General features: G+C 45.9%; 17 protein-coding genes and 1 pseudogene. 12 read left to right on the top strand and 6 right to left on the bottom strand.

Annotated features, from left to right (window positions below):
- Nucleotides 1-254: 254 nt before the first annotated feature.
- Entirely contained in the window at nucleotides 255-2,342 is a 2,088-nt protein-coding gene (locus KR52_RS13780; RefSeq protein ID WP_071840238.1) for an EAL domain-containing protein, read from the bottom strand.
- A 964-nt stretch (nucleotides 2,343-3,306) separates the two neighbouring features.
- On the opposite strand from KR52_RS13780, the gene KR52_RS10350 reads away from it, so the two are divergent.
- The 6 genes from KR52_RS10350 (at nucleotide 3,307) to KR52_RS13770 (ending at nucleotide 10,813) form a co-directional block, all read left to right on the top strand.
- Nucleotides 3,307-3,792, top strand: coding sequence for a CAAD domain-containing protein (locus KR52_RS10350; RefSeq protein WP_084221988.1), 486 nt, complete (start codon nucleotides 3,307-3,309; stop codon nucleotides 3,790-3,792).
- Nucleotides 3,793-5,102: 1,310 nt separating this feature from the next.
- The gene (locus KR52_RS15285; protein ID WP_256382165.1) at nucleotides 5,103-5,231 is read left to right on the top strand and encodes a hypothetical protein; all 129 of its coding nucleotides are present in this window, start codon (nucleotides 5,103-5,105) and stop codon (nucleotides 5,229-5,231) included.
- 331 nt (nucleotides 5,232-5,562) lie between these two features.
- Nucleotides 5,563-6,501: a phycobilisome rod-core linker polypeptide gene (locus KR52_RS10340; RefSeq protein ID WP_038555540.1), complete on the top strand. Its 939-nt coding sequence runs from the start codon at nucleotides 5,563-5,565 to the stop codon at nucleotides 6,499-6,501.
- Between the two features lie 608 nt (nucleotides 6,502-7,109).
- Nucleotides 7,110-7,391, top strand: a complete 282-nt coding sequence (locus KR52_RS15360) for a DUF1330 domain-containing protein (RefSeq protein ID WP_371257712.1) — start codon at nucleotides 7,110-7,112, stop codon at nucleotides 7,389-7,391.
- Nucleotides 7,392-8,287: 896 nt separating this feature from the next.
- Complete coding sequence (locus KR52_RS13775; protein ID WP_156957708.1) at nucleotides 8,288-9,445, top strand: MFS transporter; 1,158 nt, start codon at nucleotides 8,288-8,290, stop codon at nucleotides 9,443-9,445.
- 192 nt (nucleotides 9,446-9,637) lie between these two features.
- Nucleotides 9,638-10,813 carry a Rieske 2Fe-2S domain-containing protein gene (locus KR52_RS13770; RefSeq protein ID WP_084221987.1) on the top strand — a complete coding sequence of 392 codons (1,176 nt, stop codon included), beginning with the start codon at nucleotides 9,638-9,640 and terminating at the stop codon, nucleotides 10,811-10,813.
- Here the strand turns inward: KR52_RS13770 and KR52_RS13765 are convergent.
- Nucleotides 10,777-11,808 (bottom strand): aromatic ring-hydroxylating dioxygenase subunit alpha, encoded by a 1,032-nt coding sequence (locus tag KR52_RS13765; RefSeq protein ID WP_071840235.1) that lies wholly within the window; start codon nucleotides 11,806-11,808, stop codon nucleotides 10,777-10,779. The two genes, KR52_RS13770 and KR52_RS13765, sit on opposite strands and share 37 nt — an antisense overlap.
- A gap of 657 nt (nucleotides 11,809-12,465) precedes the next feature.
- Between KR52_RS13765 and KR52_RS14460 the strand changes: the two genes are divergently transcribed.
- Both KR52_RS14460 and KR52_RS10315 read left to right on the top strand, forming a co-directional pair.
- Complete coding sequence (locus KR52_RS14460) at nucleotides 12,466-12,606, top strand: hypothetical protein (protein WP_156957707.1); 141 nt, start codon at nucleotides 12,466-12,468, stop codon at nucleotides 12,604-12,606.
- A 324-nt stretch (nucleotides 12,607-12,930) separates the two neighbouring features.
- Nucleotides 12,931-13,215 carry a hypothetical protein gene (locus KR52_RS10315; protein WP_051834333.1) on the top strand — a complete coding sequence of 95 codons (285 nt, stop codon included), beginning with the start codon at nucleotides 12,931-12,933 and terminating at the stop codon, nucleotides 13,213-13,215.
- 545 nt (nucleotides 13,216-13,760) lie between these two features.
- Here KR52_RS10315 and KR52_RS13760 read toward each other — a convergent pair.
- A complete protein-coding gene (locus KR52_RS13760) occupies nucleotides 13,761-15,008 on the bottom strand; it encodes a patatin-like phospholipase family protein (RefSeq protein WP_071840234.1) in 1,248 nt (415 codons plus the stop codon).
- Nucleotides 15,009-15,284: 276 nt separating this feature from the next.
- Between KR52_RS13760 and KR52_RS10310 the strand changes: the two are divergent.
- Nucleotides 15,285-15,701: pseudogene (locus tag KR52_RS10310) on the top strand (chromate transporter); the annotation flags it as partial.
- A gap of 222 nt (nucleotides 15,702-15,923) precedes the next feature.
- On the opposite strand, the gene KR52_RS15170 reads toward KR52_RS10310, so the two are convergent.
- From KR52_RS15170 to KR52_RS10300, 3 genes are all read right to left on the bottom strand, one after another.
- Entirely contained in the window at nucleotides 15,924-16,169 is a 246-nt protein-coding gene (locus KR52_RS15170; RefSeq protein ID WP_253912380.1) for a pentapeptide repeat-containing protein, read from the bottom strand.
- The gene (locus KR52_RS15165) at nucleotides 16,094-16,462 is read right to left on the bottom strand and encodes a pentapeptide repeat-containing protein (RefSeq protein WP_253912379.1); all 369 of its coding nucleotides are present in this window, start codon (nucleotides 16,460-16,462) and stop codon (nucleotides 16,094-16,096) included. Before KR52_RS15165 ends, KR52_RS15170 begins: the two co-directional genes overlap by 76 nt.
- Nucleotides 16,463-16,557: 95 nt before the next feature.
- The gene (locus tag KR52_RS10300; protein WP_038555531.1) at nucleotides 16,558-16,863 is read right to left on the bottom strand and encodes a helix-turn-helix transcriptional regulator; all 306 of its coding nucleotides are present in this window, start codon (nucleotides 16,861-16,863) and stop codon (nucleotides 16,558-16,560) included.
- 576 nt (nucleotides 16,864-17,439) lie between these two features.
- On the opposite strand from KR52_RS10300, the gene KR52_RS10295 reads away from it, so the two are divergent.
- Genes KR52_RS10295 through KR52_RS10285 form a run of 3 tightly spaced genes read left to right on the top strand, consistent with a single transcriptional unit; the run spans nucleotide 17,440 to nucleotide 22,989 of the window.
- Entirely contained in the window at nucleotides 17,440-19,605 is a 2,166-nt protein-coding gene (locus KR52_RS10295) for a glycosyl transferase family protein (RefSeq protein ID WP_038555528.1), read from the top strand.
- Between the two features lie 52 nt (nucleotides 19,606-19,657).
- Complete coding sequence (locus KR52_RS10290) at nucleotides 19,658-22,099, top strand: hypothetical protein (RefSeq protein ID WP_156957706.1); 2,442 nt, start codon at nucleotides 19,658-19,660, stop codon at nucleotides 22,097-22,099.
- Complete coding sequence (locus KR52_RS10285; RefSeq protein WP_051834331.1) at nucleotides 22,096-22,989, top strand: DUF4434 domain-containing protein; 894 nt, start codon at nucleotides 22,096-22,098, stop codon at nucleotides 22,987-22,989. The genes KR52_RS10290 and KR52_RS10285 overlap by 4 nt, the downstream gene beginning before the upstream one ends.
- Nucleotides 22,990-23,282: the final 293 nt, after the last annotated feature.

The raw sequence follows: 23,282 nt of genomic DNA, 5'->3' as shown, positions 1-23,282 counted from the left end.
CGACTCTCGATGTATTGTGCGACTAGGAATTATTGACGGGTTTTATTGTAAAAAAAACTGCGTGATTCAAGCCTTCTTACCACACTATTTGTATTGCACGTGATCGGTGCCCCCATTTGAATTCTTGCGCCTAAATGAATTTGTCTCCTGTTTTTTGTTCGGAACACTTTGGCTTCTGCAATATGGCCGGATTGGTTAAAGTCGAAGACGCTAGTATTTAAGTCAAGAGTGATATTGGTGTTTTTGAGAAGCAGTTAGTCAAAGTAATACCCCTGAAAGGCATGAATGTCTTTTGATAGCCAGTGTTCTAATTGTTCAAGAGTTTCAATACCTTCTAATATCAATTGGCTTGATCTGTTTTTAGAGTATGTTTTTAAGAAACTAACCAGTGCATCTACATCTGGATTCGTCAGCTGCTGTGTGTATAGTAGGTCAAGCTTGATAAAGTCTACATCTAGATTGAATATCTGTGCGAAAGATGTGTATCCAGATCCAAAATCGTCTACAGCTATCTTTGCGTCAAGATCCCTGATTCTCTGAACCCGAGGCTTTAATACATTGCTATCTTCAATGAAAGCTGTCTCAGTAATCTCAAAAATAATTTTTTGCCTTATGGGTCTCGAAGTGAGTTTTAGGATTTCAATGATTTCCTCGAAATGTTTTTTTTCAGAGAATGTCTTGGCTGATAAGTTAATTCCAATCATTAAGTGATGGCTTGGTTTATTTGATAGGATAGAGATTGCTAGTTTAAGCATTTTTATATCAATAATATGAATTAAATTGTTTTTCTCGGCTGAGCAGATGAAATCTCCTACGCTAATTTGATCTCTTGCTTCCTCCGGCAGTAACAAGAGAATCTCCTTATATACTAATTTTTTTGGGGTTTGATAGGCGCTTTCAATGTTATATACATTTTCAAATTTATGGCCTATTTCTTGTTTTGTGACTAATTGTTCAACGAAATAATCTAACCTTTGCACCGCTCTAATCTGTTCCGCTTCGGAGTTTCCTGATTCGCTAACAAGTTCGACTTTTTGCAGAGTTTTTGCTGAGCAGATGTTGGCTGAGATTAATGTTAAATTATCAATTGCTCCTTTTATATTTGTAAAATTGCACTGTGAGACAATTGCCGAAACACAGGTTCTTGTGGTGCTGTTTACGCTTTCTTCGAAGCTACTAAGGATCCCCTTTAGGACTTCGCAAGGTGATTCGTTCGATGAGTAGGTTTGAAAAACCCAAATTATATTATTTTCTTTGTCTTGCGCGGCCATGATATGTCCATCATCTTGTTTTAAGCGAGCTTGAAGTATTGTGTTTGCATATCTACGTGACTCTGCATTAGTGCAGAATGTTTTAGGCATTTCTATGCTCATGTTTATCACAGCTAACCAATAGTTTCTTGTTGGCTTTTCTATAAAAACAGAGGAATAAGTTATGAGCGACCTTACACTTGATGTTTCTACAGAAGATCTTGACCTAAGCTCCCTTGCATTGATTAGTGATTTCATGCGCATTTTGCGTGCGAATGCCAAGCAAATGAGAGAGATGAACCATAGGCAGGTATTAATAAAAAGCCATAATGGCAATGTTTTTTCAGTGGATTCATATATGGCAGGCAATGAAGTGCTCTTGATATTATTTTTTTGATCAATAACGGTCAGAGGATCTGTACTAATTGTTCCATCTATGAAATGCCCATGTTTGACTAGATTATCAGCAATGTCCTTGAAAGTTTTATTTAAGCTGTTGTTATAGCTTGGTCTTTCAAATGAACTTAAGTGTATAAGAAAGCCTCTTGATGGCCCTCTCCCGTCCGATTTTAATACTGAGGTTATTGATCCAAGGTACGACCTTTCTGATGTTTTGCATACAATCTCACGGGAATCCATGATTGGTAATTTTTGAGTTTTAAAAATATGCAGTTCCTTGCTTAAACACTTTTTGAGCTCTGTTTTAAGCTCTGCTTTCTTGAGATCCTTGGGTTCTTTAGTCTCTTTTGCGAAAATCAATTGTTGATTGTCAACTGCAATTGACGTATGCATTACATTCTCTTCAATAAACTTTTCATTTCCAGAAAGTGCAAATTCATACATATCATCCCAGTGACCCCAGTCTTTAACAGTTGTTCTGTGTTGGTTTAGTCTCAACTGAATCAAGCCACTATGGACTTCCTTTTCTCTTCTGTATTTTGCGGATGCTCTGTGAAGATTGTCTTGGAAAAGAAGGATCCAAAGCGCCGATGAAGCAACAATAAATGTACGCCAAATAAAGCGTAGGGATTTGGCGCTCTTTTTTTTTGAATATAAGTATTCTTTTTTCGCTGTTTGATATAGCTCTATCACCTATGCCAGCTGTAAGACCATTAAAGATTATTTTAGCTGCTTTTGCGACTTTCGCCTAATTCTTTACGTTCAGTTTATTTTATTTTTGCTATTGATTTCCTCTATTAATGCTAATGTTAATCATGTGATTTCATCTCTCTTTGTCAGAGGCTTTTCTGATGTCAGTACCTTTGATCTACTGAATGACCCTTTGCTTTGTTTGGCAAATCTTGTAGCTGTTGAAGCGCAAGCTTATTGTTCTATTGTCGTAAGGTTTAAGTGATGTGTTAAGGAAGCGTTGACTCGCTGTAAATTTGTTGAGCCTCGATAACGCTCTCTGCTTTTACTGGATAATTCTTATCAGAGTGAGTGGTACTGTCGCCTCACTGATCTTTCGTCATTATTTGGTTTAGATATTCATTTTCTTTTCGTTCCAGTATCAGCTTTTTTCTTGCCATGAGCTGTTTTCTCTGGTTTTTGAATGATTTTATATTTTGGCTTTAGCCGTTTCGGAATTCATTCTTTCTAAGAAGGGAAGACGAATTGATTTTGGCGTTTGTGGCCGCTGCTGCCACTGTGTTCCCAGACACTACTATGGATCTGTAGGGCTTGTCTTTGAGCTGTCGCTCATTTTTTTGCAACTGGGTTGACTTGTGTGGAATTAAGGCCTTTTTCGGATTGAGCATGGCCAGGCGTGTGACGCTTTAACTCAGGCCTCTGCTGCCAGCAACTACTTCTCATCCTGAGCTTTTGCGAACCTTCTCCGGCGGTTAAGGTTGAGACAATGGGCGGCAACTTCACTTGATAGGCCTTATTTTATGGCGATCTGGACTGCTCTTCATTGATTTTTATTGAGGGAGTGTTTCGAAATTTTTCGCGCCTCACTTCTGATGCTGAGAAGTGTGTCCTGAATTTCTTTTTTTAAAGAAATTTTGAAGGGTTTGCTTTTTTCCTCGATAGTGGCACTTCCTTCATTGGAGTGGTGATGGCCACTGAGTCCAACTCTGGAGCTGAGCGTGGCTTGCCATTTGAGGATCCACTCCGGGTGCATAGCGATCAGGCAGAAACCATCAAGATGGCATCTGATGATCCTGCTGAAATCAGTCTTCAGTCAGGTAAAGATGATCCCCAGCCTGCAACTCAGTCAAGTCTTGATGAATTGATGGTTTATCTGCAGAAAGGTCTTAATTCTCTCAAGGGTCTCAATCTTAATGGTTTTCAACAGATCTATCCAGTTTTTCTGTCCATTCTTGGTGCTGTGATTGCTGCACTGATTTTAGTGATTGCGTCAAATATTTTGCATTCAATAAATCACTTGCCTTTGATTGGTGATTTGCTTGGTGGGGTTTTAGAGCTGTGTGGGTTGGTCGTGGTGAGCCGCTTTGTATTATCCAACCTCTTGCTCCAGAAAAAACGAGCCGATTTGTTTCTGAGAATCGCTACAGTGAAGAAAGAGTTGATTGGTCAGTAGATATTCTTTTGCTTTTTAACTGTATGGTGGTTTGTATTGGCATAGTTTAAAGTATGCACTTACAGCTGAGTTCTATTAAAGTCACCTGTGCGCCATAGCCAGGGGCAGATACTGCAGCACAACGACAACGAAATCTCAAACACGATACTCAAAACGGGTTGGCTGAACTGTCAGTCACTTGTTAGGAAACTAGCAAACTCATTCGGCTTACAGCAGTGTCTCGTCGTTAACAGTTCGATAGGTGAGGCTTATAACCTTGTTGACTGCCGTCTAAGGTCGAAGACGATTAAGGATGTATTCCCCTCTCTTTGCTGCATGAGGTGGATCTACTCAAAACGTTCAACGATCATTGCTCTTCAACCAGACGCGGGGGATCAAAATATTGATAGATCTCGTCAAATATGAAATAGTTGGAGGATCTGAAGTGCTTGGAGGTGCTGTGTACTGCCGTTGGAGATTTTGTATATCGATAGTCTCTGCTTTGTGAAGCAAAATCAACGGAGAACATCAAGACAAGCCCTTATGTTGGAGGGTATCTTACATGAGTTAAACCACAAAAGAGATTCTGGTCTGGGTTGGCGGAGAGTCAGGGCAACGGAGGCGTTACTTGAGAGCCTCGAAAAAGTATTTGGCAGCAGCGTTCGGACCTCAATGGTGTGAAAAGCTTGCCAGTAACAATGCAGTTAGCCGTAGAGTTCGTCTTATTTCCGAAATGACACCTTCATTGGGTCTGTGATTGCTGATTGTAGGTTTATTGAGTTCTTCTATCCTCGAGATTTTGTCAGCGCACCAGCTCCAGTCAACTGTATAGAGCCTTGTCATAGTTGCGCTTAGGTAAGGCATGTCTTCGATTAGGTGCAGTGCCGCCAAAGTTCCCCTGACTACACCTCAAATTCTTTCTGGGTCGCAGACCCTGTAGTCGGCAAAGTCTTCTGGAGCTTTGGTGAGCTTTGTCGGTTTCATCTTGTTCTTCCAGCTGATCTAACAACCAGTCATTAAGGCGAGTCCCGTCCACGCAATTCCAGACCATATGTTCCCTACGTTACAAATCCTTGGCTGCCGTAATGAGCAAACGGCTGCCTCTTGGCTAGAGGACAAGCATTCAAGAGTCTGATTCACATGCGGAACGGGCCCTGTTCCGACCTCGTTGAGGGCAACCGTCATTGCCTCCTTCACCCCACCGTTTTCCAGCAAACTCTGCAACTCTCGTGTCTTGGTTGCTCAAGGGACGGGGTATCCTAAGGAGTTCCGCCGCCTCAGTGTCGTAATGACCGGTTCAAGCTGGGGATATCTATGACGTTAGTCAGGCCATGGTCAAGAAGGTCGGGCTCATCAGCCTTGGTGGTGTCATCTTGCTGGGCTTCAGCAAGATGATCTTTCCTTTGGTGCTGCTGGGTGGAGGCAGCTACGTCGCCTGGCATGCTCTGTTCAACAAGTAGATCATGGCTGATTTCCTGGCTTACCCGCTGTTATTTGGCATGGTGTACTCCTCTACACCCCGCAATGGTTCAGCTATTGAAAGATGAAGCTTGTTGCTTCTAGGTTCACTTGGATCTGCGCAGCAGTCGCCGCGAATTAAATTGTTTCGGACTTTCTCGTTAATATTTAGGAAATAGAATATGTCGAATCATATTTTAATTGAATTTTCTTTTCCGTATGAAAAAAATCAATCGCTGAACTATTTTATTGTTGGTGCTTCAAGGCAATTGATTCATAGCCCAACTTGTGCTCGCAATTGCCCTGCAAGTCTTTTTAGTAATTCTGCTTTAAATGAACGCTTCTCTCTCTCCAAAATTCAGATTCGGTGCCGAGTCAAAAGCGGCTGATGTCAGTTTTTCTTCGCCGCAGGCGACCTTTGGGGAGAAGCAAGCTCCTTTGACGAATGCTGAGTACTTACGCCAATCATGCGCTCAGATGCATATACCTGTAGGCCCTCGAGATCATTCTGAATGTCCTTATCGGGTGACATTTGCTCGTTATGCGCCATCTGATATGGAGGCATGCCATCAGGCCATAGAGGCTGCATACAGACAGGTTTTAGGTAATGCGCATGTGATGGACCATGAACGCTGCGGTGTGCTTGAAGCGCAATTTGCTGATGGACGTCTTTGTGCTCGCGAATTTGTTAGGGGCCTCGCTAAAAGCGAACTCTACAAGTCTCGTTATTTCTACAAAGTCTCTGCATATCGCGGCATTGAGCTTAATTTCAAGCATTTACTTGGTCGACCACCCCTTGATCAGCAAGAAGTTGCAAATGCAGCTGCAATTCAATCAGAGCAAGGTTTTGATGCCCTGGTTGATGCAATCATTGATTCCGCAGAATATACAGAAGTTTTCGGTGATCATGGGGTTCCATACGTCCGCTCATTCACCTCTTCAAGCGGAATGTCAATGCTTAATTTTGTTCGAATTGCGTCTCTTGAGAAAAATTTTGCGAGTAGCGATCGATCTAAAGGGAACGACAGCTTGATCCGCAGCAGCCTTGCCTCTGGAGTGAGCATGGCCATTGATGTGCCCCCAGCGCCGGAATACGTAGCTGTTTCTCCTGCCTGGGTTGGAAATAAGCCCCCCGCTGATTATGAAAAGCTGTGGAGAGGCTTGGCTCTCGTGGGTGCTGCTCACATCGCTGGAATGTTGGTGAATGTGGTGTCGCAAATGTTGGGGATCCATGCCCTGGACCGTATACCTGCCATGTTCCTCGGCCTCTAATCCGGGCCTTCCGGTCAATGATTGGTGCAAGCTAGTCTTGGCTTGCACCTGTGCTGAATTGAAAGTCATCATTGTCCATAGGGCCTAACTCTTCTTGCAAGTTGTTCTTTCGACTTCCCTTCTTTTGAGTGATCTAATTCTGATGTAGATATGCAGGTTATTCGCATGAGGCAAGACATAAGGTGGTCTCATGCCGTCTGCCAAGTAGATCAATTGTGCATTGAATTTATTGAGGCGGGAACGTCACTTGTATGTAATTCAGGTTCCACACGTTTATCCATGATCAAACCAAGCGAAATTGAATTCAATGCCACTGTCGTATCTATCTACTGCTTTTGCAAGGGGGAAGCGTGCGGTTGTAGGCAAGCCCTGATACAATTATCATTGTGCTAGTTTCGTTGGAAGAATGATCGACTATTTATGTCATAGCAGGCGCATCTGAGTTGAATAAATCGATTTCAATGCAGAATCGTATCGAGTAAGAGAAAACAAATGTTTTACTGATGCAGAACAGAGATGAAATGGTTCCTGCTTAATTCTCTGTCCAGCTGATTCATGCAATCCTTCTGTTACCTCACATTGAACGATTGGCTAAGGGCTACTGAAGTATTGCTGGAACAACCACCAACCCTGAAGCTATGGGGCCATTCCTCCAGGCCTTTGAGGTTTACCTAGCTAAATCTAGAGCTCGCTTGCTCTGCAGAGACCTCAAGACGGATGTCCGTGAATCCAACGCAGGCCCTCTGACCGTGATCATCGAGTTTTTATCACTGGCCGCAGTGAAAGCTGCCTATGAGCCGCCTTCACACCAAGTGATGCTCGGGCTTCGACAACCTCACAGCGATGTTCCGCTTTCGACCCTTAAAGAAGGCGATCATGCCGGTCACTGATTGAGACGGCGTCTGGGGGAAGGGCTTCCTGTCAGTTCTGTTGCAACCGCGACAGGCGAGAGGTCCGTCAAAAGGCAATCATTCCTGCAGTCACTTCAGACCGATGGGATTCCTCGCCGTTGTTGGTTGCATGCTCCTGGCCACAGCCATGTCCGCAGCTTTGACCAGCAAGCCTTCGAAAGCCTGAGGTTGGGAGGGGGCGAGCTTGGCGGCGGCCCCCAACAGATCAGGCCAGCTTCACAACGAAGCGCTGAACAGACCCAGGTCAAACCTAGGTTTTTTTGTGCTCATATTTACTAAGCATTAATGCCTGATTACCTCTCGAGTGTGTTTTCACGCTGCGAGTTCGAGCCATGTCACCTACTGGGCTACCGGCGTTTAGGTTGGCGCTTTTCTGCGCTGTGTTGGGCGGTTTGCTCCTGGCCTGATTCATTTCTCTGCAGTATCACTGCGTTTATGGGGTGCGTGGTGGCTAGAGCTGGTGTGATTCCTGCTGATCAGTACTGGGCTTCTTGGCTGCTGCTGCCTCTTTAGACCACTTGTTTACATTGTTTCTGTCGAGAGTGTCCCAAGATTGTCCCTGCAATTTTGTGCAATATGATGCGACTAATGGCAACTCAGGAAAATTTTGATTGCCGTACTCAATGCTCTTGCAACAGCCTTTACCTCTTCCGAAAATGCGTAGAAGGCAAATTCGATAAATAGATTGCAGATGCCTTAATAAGTCTCACTGGCGATTAACTGCTTGTCAATGGGAGCAGTGCAGTGCTGCAGCTGTAAAAACCTCGTTAAAAAGTGGTTGTGTCGTGCCTACCGATGAAAGATCAGACTCAAACTGATACATGCAGTGAGCTCGTCCTTTGTCTAGATCAAACGAAAAACCGAATTTTCAGAGTGTGCCGCCGCCGCTTTGGCTCATGGCCTTAGCGGTAGGGGTGAGCGTTGCCAATCCCTTCTATTCCCAATCCCTGTTGCCAAAGATTAAAGGAGCCTTTCAGCTATCGCCGGGAACAGTCCTGCAAGCTCCAATGATCACGCAGTTGGGAATGGCATTGGGTTTTCTCCTTGTACTTCCTCTGGGTGATGTGAGAGAGAAACGTGGCTTACTAACGCTGTTAGCCATAGGCATGGCGTTGGCTTGTGGTTCTGTTCTGCTAGCACCAAGTTTCGGTTTGCTGCTGTGCAGTTGTTTCGCTCTTGGGATGGTTGCGCTGATTCCATCGCTTATGCCCCCTTATTTGACAGCTATCACTCCAGAGCCCACGCATGGCCGGATGTTAGGAATCATTTTGAGTGGTCAATTTAGCGGACTTCTTTTATCGCGTAGTGTTAGCGGCTGGGTTGCGGAGCTATGGGACTGGCGCCTTATTTATGCCTTCTCAGCCATTGTGATGCTTGCTATCGCTTTACTATTTCGAACACGCCTGCCGGACGTAGCTCCTACCAGCAAAACCTCGTACTGGAGATTGCAACGCGCACAGATCAACCTTTGGTACCGTCACCCACTTCTGCGTAGATCCTGCATATCACAAGGCTTATTGTTTGGCAGCTTCATGGCGATATGGAGTGCAATAGCCATTTATCTTTCAAGTCCACCCTGGCAATTTGGTCCGGCAGTAATAGGCAGCTTTGGATTTATTGGTTTAGCAAGCATTACGGCCGCACCGATTATTGGTCGACTTGTTGACCATCTAGGACCCGACCGAATCGTGCTCACAGGAGTGCTTTGCGCATCAGGCGGATTTATGCTGATGGGAATACACAAGCAAGCACTGTCTGCACTGGCCCTGGGACTAATGGCCGTTGACCTTGGGGTGCAGGGCAGCTTCATTGCCAACCAAGCTCGTATCTATTCGATCGATTCAGCAGCACGAAGTCGAATGAGCAGTCAGTTATTTCTCACCTGCTATCTGGGTGCAGCGGCCTGCTCAACGCTAATTTCTCTGTTTTGGAGCCAATGGGGGTGGGCTGGCACATGCATGTTCGCAATTACTCTGATGGGACTTGCAATTGTTGTCGAACGCCCCACATGGCAGCCGAGGACTCACGAATAAGAGCTGTCCCGTGCCATCGTTGTGAAAAAAAAGATCTAGCGCATGAAGTGAAGTTGATGACCTCAATGCCCCCTGATGCTGTGGACCAAGCCACTAAGTATCTTAAGCCACCTACTGCTATTAAACCATCAAGAGGATGAACGGAAGAATCATTCAATGTGAGAAGATACACGAAATAAAAAAGCGTTTCCCTTGAGCCACGAATCAGTTAAAAATGAATATCAACCTTTGGTTCGTAGGCGAGATCCAAAGAGTCTTGACCTCAGCCGTCCCTGGCTATCTCGACTGCCACTGGCCTGGCCTGTACTGAATTCTGTAGAACTTCAACGTGAGAAGGCCATCGCCTTGCAGGCTTTCGGGCTGCCTTTGCTTCTGCTACGTAGTGCCGATGGGACAGCATCTGCCCACATCGATCGTTGCCCCCATCGCCACGTATCTTTCTTTAGCGGGAATGAGCCACCCCGTGTCGTCGGTGACACAGTGCGCTGCCCCTTTCACTATCAAGAATTCAATCAAAAAGGGCACTGTGTACGTTCTCTACACGGCGAAAAAGGTCATGCGGAATCGCTGCTGAACCTGCCTCTCCTGGAGGAGGGTGGATTTCTTTGGTTACCGATGAGTGATCGTCTATTCGACGATCGTGGACATCTCGCCATGCCATCAGAGCAAATAGAGGCCGCGCGGGAAGCTATTTGCTTACCTCAGGAGTTCGAGCAGCTAAACAATCCAGCTCGTTTCCACTGCCATCCGCTATTTGACTATCGCTATCCCTGTGGACCATGGGGAATCACAATTACTAGCGGAATTGACCACACGCATGGATTTCAGGTTCACGGGATCGCCCGAGTGGTGCATCGCATGCGTCGCTGGATGGGAGCAGAAACTCTTAGTGGTATGCATATGAAATGCAGAGATAAGGAGCGCTCGGTACTTGTCACGTATCAGCAATTCAGCGACTCCCTTCAGGCCTATTGGAAGGTTGGAGGAGCTCCGAACCTTTGGCTCAACAAAATTGCCAACGGATTATTCATTGCTGTGCTATTCGTTCCCGAAGACTCGATGGCGACAATGACGCGAGGCTGCATTTACATCGATCCTGATGTTTGGGGAGCAATGGAGTTTCAGCCATTTCTGAATCGTCTTCGTGATCTATCAATTCAAAATAGTGAAGAAGATAAACCTTTTATTGAAAGCCAAGCTCGTTTTCTTGATCCAGGTGAACTTCCGATCGGCAATGCCTCATGTAATGACGCTCCTGTTTACCATTTCTTCCACTATTTGGAACAGATGACAGGCACACCGATCGATTTTGGTTACGCAAAGGTTTCTGCTCAGGAAGTCGTAGCCAAAAACTTCTGGAGCAGCTGACGCATGCGAGCGATCGGTTGATCCGCCTCAATCAGCTGCTCCCCGACTGGACATGGGTCTAAATCGGAAGGCATCGCTTCAAGAATGCGTCGATCTTGATCGATTAACGTGCGTTCGAAAGCAATCACGCTAGATTGACTCACCTCTTCTTCCGTATCGTTGCGCAAATAAAAGCGCAAAATTGTGCAGGAATACGAGTCACGAGGAACAGCGAATAAGACGATGCATTGCTGTCTTCCATTTGGCCAGGTGAGCTTAAGAGTGAGTCCCAATGGAGCTAGCCAATGCACATATCTTTCAACACGCGGCGTAGGGCTGCAGTCCCCAACCGTGGCCTCTAGTGCCTCAGTTGTGCTGAGTTCGAGGGGAATACTGAATTTCAACCCATCACTAGTAGTAGTGATACCGCCTTCCATCGGCTCTGGTATGGGGGAAAGGGCGTCAAGAACTCCCCGATGCACAAAGTAGTGATGGAAGTTGTCCAACCCATTTTCGATCACACGGAATGCAGAGCACTGCCATTGCTCATGAAACCCTTGAATGCGTCGATGACAACCGGACGCAAGCTTCGAGAGCGGTGGGATCGGCAGCTTTGCTTGATTCGCAAGACAGACCCACACCAAGCTGTGTTGTTCCTTGACTTGGTAAGCCTTCGTGTGGCATCTGTTGGGGATGGTCTGATTCGGTTGCTGAGGCAACTCCCGGCAGTGGCCATCCGTGTCAAAAGCCCAACCGTGATATGGACAGTGAAGGTACCCATCCAGACCAACATGACCACCTGAAAGCGAAGCCGAACGATGGCGGCAGCGATCATCCAAGGCGCCTATTTGACCATCCCTGCGACGCCATAAAACAAGCATTCGACCCAGCAATTGAACCGAAAGTGGCTCACCATCCCATGCTTCCAATGGCATCAGCGGATACCAAAAAGGTTCTAATTGCTTAAGGCTCGTTTGCATGCGTTGGATTCCGATCACGTTGAAAGTCAATAGCATCCTCTATGAGTAGTCATCAACTAATCAACAGATGTAAATTAAGATTTTCAGTAGTTATGCATAGTATCAGGAAATATTCTCTAGCCCCATGCTTATGCAGCAGGCATAGATCAGCCGGTATCATGCACGCGCTACTTTGGGCGAGAAGGATTGTGAGCCTATGCACAACACTAAACTCATGCAAGTCATGAGCATTAAAATAAAACTTATGCCCCTTAAATATTTTTCAAAACATGCACGCAATCCTTAACAATAAATCAAGAAAATAATTTCACCATGTTCAGTTCTGATCACGAAATGCATTTTGATTCATCTTTTAAAAGTAAAATCAATCATCTTTCTTTCAAGAGCTAAAAAGCATCAAAACCACCTCAAGAGTGATATGGACCTGAGCTTCTGAGCGATCGCATTTCCTGCCAAACAATGAATCAGTTGTTGGTGGAGGTGTCCCACTCACAGAAGGCCTGCCAGCTGGAAGCTCCGGAGCGCTGCTGGAGGGTGGTGGTCATGAGAACGGAAAAAGCCGGTGGGACGAATCCCGGTTGCAAATAAGAAAGGTCGGCTAACCCGACAGCGGGAATGTAAAGGGAGTTTGCGCGGCTGACACGACGCTCAGCCTGAGCGGTCCTGATCTCTTCGACAGCTCCGACTTACCAGTTGTCCAGCGGTGCGCGTTGCGCAGGGGATCTGCTTGTTCTGCGCATCCGACCGCTTGCCGTGATGGCTGCAGCGATGTGGGATGAAGTGATCGGCCTGATGAATGACCTGATCCATTCCTCTGCAGAATCACCCTATTGATGGGCAGCGTGGTGGCTGGAGTTGGTGTGAATCCTGCGGATCAGCGCTGGGGTTCCTGGCTGCTGCTGCCGCTTTATTCCCAGTTCCTGTTAACGGTCTGAAGGGCATGTCCCTGAGTTGTCCCTGGAATTTTGTGCAACTGGGTCAATTATGGGCAACTGGATGACCATCAGAGATCAGCGCCAAGATTGGCTGCGTCATGGTGCCTGCAGCAAGAAGATGCTTGGTTGATTTGATCTAAGTTCAAGATTGGAGCACTCAGTGGAACGATCGAACTGGCTCCCTAGTGTTGATTAGAGGTTTTGGCATTAAAGAGACGATGACATGAGCCAAACATCAAGACTCGCCAGGCAGGTTACGCTCGCCGAAACGTGGTCGTCTTCAGCGCATAGCGAAATCTGCTGTCTGATCTATGCCACTCAAAACGGCTGGAAGCTCCTCATCTTGTTTGAAGAAATGGCTGTGCCCTATCACTGGGCATTGGTCCACTTTGTGACGAATGAACAGAGTAGTGAACGTTTTCTTTTTATCAATCTCAACGGTCGGATTCAAGCACTGGTAGATCGGGCGCGCGGATTAAGCATTACCGAGTCTGGGGCCATCTTGTAGTTCAGCGCGGCTCGCTTCGCAAGCTCTTTGCTGGTCACGGCCTAATGATTTCCTGGTATATCCCGAATCGTTGGACTGCCTATCTGCTGCGAAGCAGTGTTCCTCTCCTCTCCTCTCCTCTCCTCTCCTCACCTCTCCTCTCCTCTCCTCTCCTCTCCGGTTTGTTCTTGTTCCCCAATTCATCACTCAGTCTTTAGACAGAGTTGCTCGACAAGAATGGTCCGAAATCGAAGGAGATTCTTCAAAAGCTTTATCCAAATGCTCCAGAGGAAGCGTCATGGCCAGGAAATTGCTAGCCATCCAGTGATTGATCAGTTCTTATTTAAAGTTTGTCGTTTGCTTATGGACTGATTGGCCGCTCTTGAGATGGCATTCTCGGGTTCTTCATAAATTAGTGAAAAATCAGCAATCGCTGCTTTCTTTATCCTTAAGTCAATCTACCCAATGTAATCTTGAAGTTTGTGAGAGGAGTTTTTATGTACAGTTGATTAAGTTCGAAGTTGCCCGCCCATTTTTATTCTTACATTCAGGATGATTTGAAAAGGTCAAGGTGAGGCTAAATTCCAGGAATTAGGATCGCGTCCCAGACTTTCACCCAGATTGGACAATCGTCTCATCTCATTGTTGTTAAATATTTTTGGGAAAACACCACGTTTGAGAGGCTCGTTGATAGCGATCCAACGAACTTCAACTTCGCCAAGACCACGAAGTTTGGTTAACTCTGCAATTGAGAAGAGCTCTCTGAGCGAAACAACTTGTCCTGAACCCTCAGAAACTTCTAGACTTCTATACGCAATACTGGCCCATCCAGTTTCACTGGTTTTCGGCGACTCCCTGAGATTACCGTTGATGATCACCCAATAACGGGTCTTCGGAATTGGGATGCCAGGATGCTTTCTTTTCCAAATTCCGCCGAAGGTATTTACAGGTTTTGAAGGATGTCCTCCATAATAAAAATTACCTTCAACTCCTCCATCTACATATAAAAAACCGTTCATCTCACGTGGCGGAAACATCCCGGGGATGGCGGTTGATGCAAGAAGAATATTTGTCATTGGTTTTGCATCATTTTCAGCTACAGATTTCTTGGCTGCTGCAACAAAATTAAAAACAGCTGGAAATGCCAAGTCTAGATTTGTTGACTGAATCAGCAGAAGTCGACCGGAACTTGTTTTGTCGACAATTTGCTGAGCAGTTGACTGGTTATATGCTTCTCCGACTGCTCTTTCTAGGCCTGGTACTCGCGCCAAGCTCATGTTGTTTGGAGCAAGAAAGATCGGCTTCCTTAAGACAACAAAATCGGGACTTGTATTTCGAAAAAAATGGTTGATCTTTTCGAGGCTTTGCTTCGTTCCAATGTACGCAAAAGGCGCTATGAGAGATCCTGCGCTAACACCAGTTATGCCATCAAATAGAGGCATTGATCCGTTCTTGTCAGTAACTTTAGACCAGCCAACAAGAAACCCCGTTCCGAAAGCCCCATGTTCACCCCCTCCAGATATCACCAAAAAATCCATCGTCGAATTCGGATTTTCTAAGTATCTGTCATGCATTCGATCGACCAGCTTTTCTGTCCATCTTCTTTTGCGCTCTAGAAATTCAACCATCTCCTGCTTCCGTCGCTGAGTGAGTTCATCCCTTGGAATATTAACTCTTTTGGCCAGCCTGTTTTCGGGATTAAAATCAACTACACCGAAGAATACCAGCGCAATAAGTACAAGTGACGAGATAGTCCCAAGGCAAAAGGAGGCTGTGATCCACAACCAGAAGCGCCAAGCATGATTATTTTTCATTCGATTGCGCAAAGCATTCTAAGTCAAACGATTATACTCAATTGTCTCACAAGATAGACTGTGCCTCGTTTCTCGAAGGATTTTTCGCAACCGTGCTGCTTTTTCCCAAGATAAATAGTATGTTTTAGTCACTGTTTTGATATGGTTGTATCCTCGAGTTGCAGATTTCCACTGTATATAGCCTAGAGCTTTGCCTCATATCTCTCTTAGCGGTTTTGCTTGTTTTTCTCAGTAAGATCACGACATCTTTCTCGAGATTTGGAATTGTGACTACATGACCTGCAGCAGTTTCTGGCGGGGTATGGCGCTGTCCAGGCGGTGCCGGGGCCGATGTTCAGTTTCGCGGCCTTTCTTGGCTTCGATCTGCAGCCAGGGCTTCAGGGCATCGCCGGTTCTGTGATGGCGCTCATGGCCCTCTTTTTTCCATCGTTCTTGTTGATTGGTGGGCTCTTGGCCTTCTGGAGTGATCTGGGCCGATTGGCTCCGATGCGTCGAGCCCTGCTGGGCATCAACGCATCGGTGGTGGGCATCCTGCTGGCGGCGTTGTTTCAACCCGTCTGGCAGGCAGGTATCCGCGGAGGCGCTGAGTTCAGCCTGGCGTTGGTGGCGTTTGTGCTCTTGGTGAGTTGGCGGCAACCGGCCTGGCGGGTGGTGCTGTTCTGCGCCGGAGTGGGTGGTTTGACCCTGGCCTGATCCATTCCTCTGCAGAATCACTGCATTGATGGGGAGTGTGGTGGCTGGAGCTGGTGTGAATCCTGCTGATCAGCACTGGGGTTTCTGGCCGCTGCTGCCACTTAGCTATATGTTGTGGCAAGAGGTCTGAGGGGCTTGTCCCTGAGTTGTCCCTCGCTTTTTGTGCAACTGGGATCAATGTTGTGCAACTCCCAGGGGGCTTGCCCTTATTGCGGACCTTGCCTAAGGGTTCAGATGCTCGGGGAGAAGAGCTCCTTTCAGCTGAGTGCCGCTGAGGTCGCACCCCCTTAGATCTGCTCCTCGCAAATCGCTCTCGCTAAGGTCAGCTCCATACAGGCAGCTTTCACTCAAATCTGCCCCCCTGAGACTGGCGCCTTGGAGCTGAGCAAAGCTCAGGTCTGCCTGGTGCAAGTTGGCTTCACCGAGGTCAGTGAATTGATCGAGACCTGAGCGGAAATCTGCTTCCACCAACCTCGCTCCCTGCCAAATGCTCCCGGCGGCAAGAACACCGCGAAGGCAGCATCGATGCAAAAAACACCGCTGAAGTTGGCTTTTTGGAGCCTGGCACTGGATAGGTCGGAATCATGCCATTTCGATGATTGCGCTGAGGCGCCTGATAAATCTGCTCCCCATAGCATTGCTTGCTGGAACGAACAGTCCTGGAGATTGGCTGCAGAAAATGTTGCATGCCCGAATCGCGACTCCTTGAAGTTCCCATTGCGTAAATCGCAACCATGCAGGTCGAGCTCCAGCCCATTCACACCATTGAAATTCAGGTTGGGGAAGGACGTTTGTCATTCCTTCAACTGCCGCATGAGTTCCTCAGCGGTGGTGGGGGGGGGGGGGGCGGCCACCATCAGAGCGAAGCGCTCAGGGCATCCAGCTGTTGTCGGCGAGATTCCTTCAGCAACTTGTCTCCCTGAGCCAAGAGCCGATAAACAGAGCGATCGATCACTTCATAGAAAACAAGTGATCCTTCTGGGCATCGCCTCACAACCCCGGCGATCGTGAGCAGCTTGAGATGTTTCGACACCAGGGCTTGGCTCAGCCCCGTGGTGTCCACAACCGCGGTGACATTGCGTTTTCCTCCCCGCAGGGCCTCAAGAACGGCCAGGCGGTTGGGCTCTGAGAACACCTTGAAGTATTCGGCTAGGTGTTCCACGTCGGAGAAGGGCAGAGCTGTCGTATGAGATTAGCGCGTCAAAGCCAGATCCTCATGTAAGGTTATTACGATTCTGTTATAACGTGTTTACATGGTTTTGGTTGGCTTGAGGGGGGCTGCCCGCTCGCTTCTGCCGTTAGGGTTTGCTTCTTCCAAATCGAATTGCCAAGCTTACGCAGCGATCGTTCTGAGGTGAAGAAGCCGCGTCTATTGCGGCGTTGGGGAGGTGCGGAGGTGGACATGGATTGTTGAGGCAGGATCGCCTCGTTGTCGCCGGTTTAGGGGCGCACGGCCTGGCGCAGGTGACTCCAGCAACTCAGATCAATAGCTGGTCTGAAGTTCTACTCATATTTTAATGAACATTTGTAAAGATAATGGCTTGTTGTCGCGACAGTAGCAATATTCACCTTAAAACTTGGGCTTTGCTGAGAAATTCCTTGAGCTTTGCTGAGAATTGCCTTGAGCTTTGCTGATAAATGCAATCCAAACGATAAATCAACAGCCAACAAGATGGCTAAGCATTAACAGAAAAATGAGTATTGATCGCTTCGATATCGAATCAGTGAGGGTGTGTAAATGCCATCCGACGTGATGATTTTATATCTGTATGGCTTGCGTCTTTTTGCGTTTGTTTTGACTTTGATATTGCTCGTACTTGGTCTTGAAGATTTGATAGTGGATTCACTATTTTGGATTCGCAAGATATGGAAAAAATTGTTCATATATAGCCGTCATCGACGTGCGGATGAAGATCTTCTGTATTCGAAAACTGAAAAGCCCCTAGCAATTATGGTTCCTGCATGGCGAGAGGTAGGAGTTATAGGTCAGATGGTTAAGACTGCTGCAGTACAACTTGATTATGAGAATTATCAATTTTTCATTGGTACATATCCTAATGATCCAGAAACACAAGCAGATGCTAGGGAAGCAGCCCTTCTTTTCGACAATGTGCATCAAGTCATCTGTGCATTGCCAGGGCCTACAAGCAAGGCTGACTGCCTTAATAATATTCTGTCAGCTGTATTGGAGTTTGAACAAGCTGCTTCAATCAAATTTTCGGGATTTATTTTGCATGATGCTGAAGATGTAATTTCTCCACTGGAACTGCGTTTATTCAACCTACTTGTTGGTGAAAACGATCTTGTGCAAGTACCTGTTTTTCCATATCTTCATCGAAATTGGTGGAATTTTACAGCAAATCACTATGCCGATGAATTCGCCGAATGGCACGGAAAAGAGGTTGTTGTTCGTGAAGCGCTTGCAGGATTGGTTCCGAGTGCTGGAGTTGGTACATGTTTTAGCCGTAAAGCATTGACATTTCTGTTAGATGAAGGTGAAGGAATTGCCTTTGACACGCAAAGCCTGACTGAGGATTATGACATTGGGATTCGCCTTCGTCAGCGTGGCATGCGAGAAATATTTGTTCATTACAGTCCACGAGACCCAGTGCTGGCTCCATTAAAGGAACAGCGATTTGGGGTACGGAAGCGTGTAAGTCATTCGATATGTGTTCGAGAAAACTTCCCAGATACTGCTGCGACATCGGTTCGCCAAAAATCTCGCTGGATTACAGGCATTGTGTTCCAAGGGTCTGTAACTTTGCCTTGGTCAAACAATTGGTTGATCAACTATTTTTTATGGCGTGATAGAAGGGGTGGCATTAGCAATATGATCGGATTGTTGTCTATTTTTTTGTTAATACAGCTCCTCATTATCTGGATTATAGGTTTTATCCACTTCAAAACTTGGGATTATCCACCAGTTTTAGGCAATAGCAAGTTGCTCGCCTACCTACTTCTTTTGAATGGGTTTCTGCTTTTAAATAGAGTCGTTCAGAGAGTCTACTTTACAACAATTTTCTACGGATTATCTTCCGGCATTATTGCAATTCCTCGAATGGTATGGGCTAATTGGATCAATTTCCGAGCCAATTGGAGGGCTTATCGGCAAGTTTTGGCTATTGGTAGTGCTCGAAAGGTTGCATGGGATAAAACAACCCATGTATTTCCCAGCGTTGCATCATCTACAGGGAGAAGGCCTTTAGGTCAAATATTGATAGATCAAGGTGTGATCACACAACTAGAACTCCAACAGGGTTTGGAAAAAAGCAGTAGACAGCGAATCGGAAGGACCTTGCTAAAAATGGGCATGATAACGACAGTGGAGTTGAGTGCAGCTTTGGCAGAGCAGCAAGATATTGAATTTGATGATATTAATCCGTTCGAGATAGACACAAATTTGACAAATTTTATAGGTGAAAGGCTGGCATTTAAGTATTCAGTTTTGCCTCTACGTGTTGAGTCGGGTGTCTTGGTTTTGGCTAGAGAGAGTGCGATTAGCAATGTTGCTCTCGGCGTAATTAGTAGATCAGTAAAAATGCCGACGAAACAAGTTATTGTCCCACAAGGCCGAGTGCAGATAGGGCTTATTCACGCATTTCGTCCAGATAGAACTGATGCATTATCTGCAAATTTAAACTCACTAGTAGAATTATTCAATTCAGATATCATTGTATTCGATTCCTTCTGCAGCCATTTAGTCCTTCTTGGTGATTTGGCTGTTGAGAAGGGTTTAATCAACCAGGCAATTTTGAGTCAAGCGCTGATTAGTTTTGAGCCTTTGCAAAAGAAATTAGGGGAGCATTTAGTCGATTTAAATATACTTCAGGATGAAGTTGTTGATGCGTTGATTGTAGAGCAACAATTGGATCGCCAAGTTGGACTATCGATGTTGGGTTGTTAGTGTGATCTATTTACTAAAGCCACATTTTGATCGCTTGATCAAGCTATGTAGTGTGTTGATTTTTGTTCAAATAGTTTTTGGTACGGCTCAACCTGCCAAAGCATTAGATTTTACTGATCCGATCTTTGATTGGAAATGGTTCAGTAGTTATCCATACTTATCCAAAGCCTCTCGTGCATTAAGTGAGCAGCGATATACAGACGCTGAACGAGATGCTCGTTTTGTTCTAAGAATTCAACCCGACTCCCGCCACGCAAAGCTGATACTGGCTGAGGCGCTTCTAGCACAAGAACGGTATGGCGAAGCCCTTGATGCTTTGCACCCAAATAGTCATGAGCCCCTTTATCAACAGATTCAGCTGAGTTGGCTAAATGATTCGAAATCTGTGCCTGAAAGCAGAGTCGAACAATGGCTCACGCAAGATCACTCTGGAGACCATGCCACAACACTCATTCAAGCCCGTGCTGAACAATTACGCCTTTTGAGAGGCCCTGAAGTGGCTTGGCTCTGGCTACGCGACCGGGGTGGTGATGTTGCTTATCGCAGTGGTCTTGCTGAATTGGCCCAAGATTGGAAAGCTGTCGTTGAGGAGTTAACAACCCTTGAGGAACGTGGCTCAGAGATGTTGCCTGTGCTCCTGGAACGCTTGACCTTGGCAAGGGACACATTAAATCCACCAGATTTACCGCCTCCTACTCTTGATGAACTTAGCTATCGACTGATTGAAGCTGGTCGCTTAAAGGAAGCATTAGAGTTACTTGAAACGGAATTGCTTCTAAACCATTCAGTTGGTTCTTTAATCCCATCTAAACTAGCAAAACGTCTAATCAATCTTTATTCTCAAGTAGAGCCTCCAGAAGCGATAGTCTTAACTTCACTTGCCCCGCTTTTGCCTCCCAATGAACGGGGCGTTCTTTTTGAATTACTCGCTAGCCGTGGTGAATGTAACCTCCTACCTGAGTTTAATTCGCGATCTGCAGAGATTGCTTCTGCTGGAGAATGGTATGCCTATGGGTTGTGCTCAATACGTGCCAGACCAGGCGAGGCATCGGCCTACTTTGAGCAAGCAATCGTTTTGGGACGCCATGATGCCCAAAACATGCTCGCATTTAGTCTTGCCTCTGCCGGTGAGCCAAGACGAGCCTATGAAATCTGGGAAAATTTACCGTTCATTGAGCAGGATCAATCAGAAGTACAAGCAGGAATGGCGCAGGTTTCTCTTGAGCTCAACCAACTTGCGAAAGCGAAAGAACATTGGAAACGCATAACTGACCTTGGAGTTGATGAGTGGAGATTGGGTGCATTAATTGCAGCCGCGTCTGGCGATTTGGACTCTGCATATGAGCGCTTTGGTATTTTTCTCTCCAGTGAAAGTTCTGATGCATCAGATTTCTATCAGGCAGGGTTAATCGCTCGAGATCTCGACAATCTCATTGAGGCCCGTGACTTATTGAAGAGAGCCAATGAGTTGGACCCAAATAATTTCCGCTATCTAAGTGATTATGGTTTTACTCTCAGCCAAGACTCCGATTCCCAGATTAGGGATCAGGCGCTAACCCCTCTGTTACGTGCCAGTCAGATCAGCGATGGCAATGCTGTGTTAGAGGCAGAGATTGCCAAATTATTTAAGCGTCGTAGTGAAATCAAGTTGTCATTGAAGCATTACAAACGAGCAATTGAACTTGAGCAGGATCCAGCGAGCTCAACAGAGCACTTGGGATTAGCTTCCCAACGCCAAAGGCTCTACGGACTCAAGCGCAATTATGAGCTGTTATCTAGACGGAATAACTGGCTCATTGATTTGACAACATCTCCCTATGGCCAATCAATTGAAGGTTTACTGATTGATGATCTTATTCCTGAATCTAAGCAAATCGTTACTGCTTCCTCAAGTTATGAGCACACGCTTAAATTTCAAAAGTTATTTACTTACGTTAGATCAATCGGCATATACGATCTTGCTCGATCCGAATCTCAATTATCCAGTGGTCTTGGTTTCCGATACAAGCCTTATAAGGATCTAAATCTTAATCTTTATGCCGAATATTGGCAGGGCCGTGTTGGGGATCTCCTGTCTGATGATGTAATACTTCGATTTAATGGATCTATTTTTGACCAAGGCCGTTGGAATGGTGAATGGAAGGAAGATCGGGCTGTCTGGAATGAAAGATCGCTCTATTTTGATACTGCTTATTTTATGGAGCAATCTCAGTTGATTGGTCTCTATCGCTACTCTCAGGGTAGAACATGGAAACTCAGTTCCAAGCCAGCCCAAACAATAAGTCCTTATCTACTGTCTCAGATTGGTTTTCAGAACACTAAATATGATATCCGTGTGGGTGTTGGTTTGCGCTGGCAGTTTTGGTTGCAAGAGGATGAGCTCCGAGCCTATCGGCGCCGATTTACTATACGCGTTGAATTCCAACAACCTCTGTCAACTGATCTTTATCAGAATACTCCTGGTGGCTTACTGAGTCTTACCCTCAACTTATGAAACTCCGCTTACACAAAAGCAAACTTATTACTTTTGCTATCTATGTCTTCCTGTTTGTCTTGTTCGCTCCAGTATCTAGAGCTAGTGAGATACTTTTTTATCAACCACTTAAAGGTGATAGCAGGATAAGTAGTAGTGACTGGTCTTATGTCTGGCGTGAGGCTTATCGCAATCAATACCGCACCATTGTTATCCAATGGACTCAGTTTGGTGATTTCCTCATTGATCAGGAAGAATGGCTACTAACCAGCCTGCTGATCGCTCAGCAAGAGGGGTTGGATTTGATTGTTGGTCTGTATGCAGACCCTTCCTTTTCGCAAACGATTTTGCAAGCTGGATGGGAAGACCGATTTGAAGAATACTGGACAAGCTTGCAGCGCCGATCGTTATCTCTCCATTCGAAACTACTTCCCTTGTTAAAAGAACGAGAAATTGAAGTTGTTGGTTGGTATTTCCCATCTGAATTATCAGATCGGCTATTTACAACGATTGGCCGGCGCCGTCTTACCCAGAATCAACTGCAGCTTATGTCCCAGCGCTTGAACAAGCCACTTCATATCAGTGCATATAATCTTGGTTATCTCTCGCCCAATGCCAATGCTAAATGGCTTTCAGGTCTTCAAGACATAGGTTTGCATGTCTGGTGGCAAGATGGAGCTGGAGTAAAGGATCTGCCTGAGCCGGCTCTTCAGGCTTATTTCAATCAGTTGCCTTGTGACGTGGGTATCGTACGTGAAGCATTCATTCAGGCATCAAGTTCTGAGACCCCTTTTCGTGCAGAGTATTCACCGCCAAAGGAGTACGAATCCTGCCATCTAACGGGTGTATTCTCGCTTCGTTATATGCCCTGGGTACAGTCTATACCGGCCTTTAAGTTCAAAAGCCAATAGTTTCTGTTACGATTCGCAAGATAGTTGTCTTGCTTACATTCATCTATAATCTTATAGTGCAGAATCTGATTGGTGCCAATAATTAACACATGATTTCCACTTGAACCTGCTTTTGCCGGCATCATAGTCAATCAATTGGATGCGATATTGACGAAGTTCTGACGAACAATAGACGCATCAGACCTCCAGAGATCTCAACAGCTCTCTAGATCTTCTCTCCCCTTTAGTTGAGCACAGAGCCTATTTGGCTTTTAGCCGCTTATTGCACTCGTATTTGAGTTTTCATTCGATAG

This window comes from Synechococcus sp. KORDI-52, from assembly GCF_000737595.1.
Classification (GTDB): Bacteria; Cyanobacteriota; Cyanobacteriia; order PCC-6307; family Cyanobiaceae; genus Parasynechococcus.
The sequence above is the reverse complement of the archived record's forward strand: the minus strand, read 5'-3'. Positions and strand labels throughout refer to the sequence as shown.